Annotated in this window: 3 protein-coding genes; 2 read left to right on the forward strand and 1 reads right to left on the reverse strand. The window is 39.2% G+C overall.

Annotation, left to right across the window (positions count from 1 at the left end):
• Positions 1 to 439: 439 nt before the first annotated feature.
• Positions 440 to 946 (forward strand): hypothetical protein, encoded by a 507-nt coding sequence (locus L2764_RS26330; RefSeq protein WP_248943304.1) that lies wholly within the window; start codon positions 440 to 442, stop codon positions 944 to 946.
• Between the two features lie 564 nt (positions 947 to 1,510).
• Here the strand turns inward: L2764_RS26330 and L2764_RS26335 are convergent.
• Positions 1,511 to 2,572 (reverse strand): MBL fold metallo-hydrolase, encoded by a 1,062-nt coding sequence (locus tag L2764_RS26335; RefSeq protein ID WP_248943305.1) that lies wholly within the window; start codon positions 2,570 to 2,572, stop codon positions 1,511 to 1,513.
• A gap of 252 nt (positions 2,573 to 2,824) precedes the next feature.
• Here L2764_RS26335 and L2764_RS26340 point away from each other — a divergent pair.
• The coding region (locus tag L2764_RS26340) for an IS110 family RNA-guided transposase (protein ID WP_248943306.1) at positions 2,825 to 3,614 on the forward strand (790 nt) is incomplete at its 3' end.

Consider the following 3,614-nt stretch of genomic DNA (forward strand, 5'->3'; position numbering starts at 1 on the left):
GGTTGCTCTCCTGTCTTTTGGTCGAGACTTGAGCCTACCTATACCGCGGTATAGGTGAAACCTATGCGAGTCACCCCGGCAGAGCCGGGGGTTTACCGTTTGTTAATTAACCTTTAATCCATGCCCGCGCGACTAGCTCTCAATTGAATGACCACGGCACACAACCCCAAATAACATTCATCCTACCGTATCAACAATTAATGCTCTTATACGACCTTTATCGAATTACGTAACACAATGAAAATGTATAAATTACTCTATAAATACCTTATCGACGTTAATGCTTCGTCTAAATATGGGTTGTGCCTCTCCACGATGCAAAACAGTAAATATAGACATACTAATAAAAGGAGTTTGGAGTGATCACTTGCTATATGGAACACACTGCATCCTCAGTGATGAAAGCAGTTTATTTCTAGCGATTAACTTAAGGAGCATCATGGACTCATCAATCATTTCAGGATTAATCGGAGGCGCGATAGCCGTCGCACTTTGTACTTATACTTCAAAAAAAAGTTGCCACGCAAAAGCGAAAGGAGAACTTAAGTTTGGTAAATTCCTCTTAGTATTAGCTTGGTGTAGCTTCAGCATCACGGGTCTAACCAGTATTCCCTTATTCTTAAACATGAGTATCTGGCATGACCCCAATGAATTATCAGCATCTGTTGGCTTGGTCGTTATATTTGGGCTCATCACCACTTATTGCTTTGGTGAATATTTTAAGGCCAGGGGGCATTTTAATGAGCATAAAATTGATTTTTATACCCCTTGGACAGGCCAAAAAAGGGAATTATGGGATAATTTAGACAGCGTAACATTCAATGCTCTGGGCAATTGGTACCGACTCAAGTTTACATCAGGCAAGATCATAAGATTATCGAACCTATTAAACGGTCACGGTGATGTCATCACCTTATTGCAAAGCAAAGGCTACGATTGCAAATAGCGAATATGATCTCGGCCTTTGAATGAAGGCCGATGGCATTTTTTATCGAACAATTAACGTTGCTCCGATGGGGGATCTAAAAAAAAGCAGTGTGTTGCTTCGATTTAAGTTTATAACTTGAGCATAATCTTTACACGGGGGCTGGCGTGGTTATTCCCCAAAGTAGCTTGGCCTTTGAATGAAGGCGAATGACATTTTCTTATCTATGTAAGGGAATTATTGATGATCCTCAGGTGTGTTTAGATCACCAACTTCAATGTGACTTATCGCTTGCAGCGGGCTTTTGTGTAAATACTCCTGCGGACACGCTGTGAAGCCATCCATGGCCGCTCTACGACTTCATCCCTGAAGCCGAAGGTCACAGATGTATCTACACTGGTTTTTCAACTATACAAAAGTGTACTTCATATCGTTTAGTTGTTTGAGAGAGCATAACGTTTACTCTGATCCCACATTACATGGGAATCAAGGAACGACAATAATTAAGCCACCCATCAATGTTTCTAGTTCGTGACTTAATTATTTTTATCGTCAGTATATATATCAGCAAAGTATGATTTAAAATCAATCGATCCTTAAACTTTCAACCATTTTGTCACAGTGACTCTTAGTAAAAACATCAACAGCGGCTAATTGATCAGCCCAAGTATCTAGTGTTAATTCACTACAAGTTTGCGCAGCTGTATCGAGATACTTTTCATATAATAACCAAGGATTTTTTTGACCAAACTCCGTCACGATAGCTCCAAAATTTGTAGTTTGTAATGCTGATGCAGCATTATCGGTAATATCAATAACATATAATAATTGTTTCTCAACATCATCTTTAGAACCCAGTTTTCCTAAATGACCAGAGACTAATGTGTCAAACTCATAATCAAGCAAAGTCTCGTGGGCTTGTATATATGCTGACATATTTTCTGATTGTGCCATTGATCCAAATGGACTCCACATTGGAAAGATAATATCGACGATCATCAACACTTTTTGGTCTGGTACATTGATAAAAATGTTGCCAGGAGTATGAGCATCTTTACTGTCAATTAATTCTAGTGTTTTATTTCCGACAACCAGCTCATATTCTTCTTCGAAAGTTATTGATGGCAATGGAACCTCTCCTCCACCGATAAACATGCCAAAAGAGTAATGATCTCCATATGCTTGATTTTGGCTGCGTTCAATACGTTTAGCCGTTTCTTCATGAGAAATAAACGTTGCACTGCTAGGAAAAATCGACGCTGCACCAATATGATCGGCATGGCTATGACTATATATGACATGCGTTATAGCTTCATCGGTAACACCTTTTATTGCCGATAATAATTTATCTCCAAGTGTTGGTGGGGCATCGACAACGATGACACCTTCACCTGTCGTTAAGAACATAGACTGATATACTCCTTCAGTTACCCAATAAACTCCATCTTTAATTTCAGCAACATAGTAACCTTCTTCATTCAGTTGTGGGCCATAAGCAGAATCTGGTATAGGCAAATAAAGATCATCTTGATGGTCTTGTTCCTGCTCCAAAATAGATCCGTCAACTGCATTATATACATAATCTTGGTTTTCATTACATGCAGCCAATGACAATGCCATTAGAGAAGCTAAAAGGATTTTTTTCATATTTTCTCCCGTTAAACGCTATAGATTTGAACAGAGGGAGTTTATTGATCATTTATTTGGTGATAAACACTCTATATGTGAATAAAGTGTTCTTAATTTAAGAACAATAATAAGATTATTGTAAAGTATATATTTTTTGTGGTGACTTATTGAAATATTTACTACTTACTTATAAGGGTTAATTAGATGGTCCGCCTCACCCCTAAACTAGGCTTAGGGTTAGGGTTAGGCAACTCAAAGAGGCGAACCATCATATCTACTATTAAAGTTATTGGGATCTATTTAGGCAAATCTTCTTTTCATCTTATTGGTCATGATCATAGTGGTCATGAACAATATCGAAAGCATTTATCTCGTTCCAAACTCATTAAATTTCTATCGCAGGCCCCCGCAACCATAATCGCCATGGAGTCATGTGGTGGCTCACATTGGCTTGCTAGAAAGTGTCAATCACTAGGGCATGAAGTTAAACTCATTCCTCCGCAGTACGTAAAGCCTTACGTTAAAACCAATAAAAATGATTACATAGATGCGGATGCGATAGCTGAAGCATCAACACGGCCTTCTATGCGTTTTGTTGGTGTCAGAACAGAAGCTGCGCAAGTTATCGCAGTCATTCAACGTATTCGTTCTAGCTACATAAAAGAACGTACTGCTTGTATGTCCCGTGTAGGCGCTATTTTGCTTCAATTTGGTATGAGTTTTCCCAAAGGTCATGGAAAAATGAAGGTGTTGTTCCAATGGCTTGCGGATAATGGGGAGGCTATTCCTCCGATGTTAATGCAGGAGTTGATAAAGCATCATGAGTATTATTTACAGCTTAATGAGCGCATAGGCAAGCAAGACAAAAAGCTGAAGCGGCTTGTTGAACAAGATGAGGATGCCCAGCTATTAAAGTCAATTCCTAGCGAGGGGTATTTAACGGCAGTTCTGATACCCCGCACTAAAACTGGACACTCAATTAAGCGACTTTTTGCTGTTCATAATGCAGTGGGCTTTGATACCCAATTGCACTATGCCTTCTTGTTCGATTGTAATCAAC

This window comes from Shewanella surugensis (assembly GCF_023284005.1).
GTDB lineage: Bacteria > Pseudomonadota > Gammaproteobacteria > Enterobacterales > Shewanellaceae > Shewanella > Shewanella surugensis.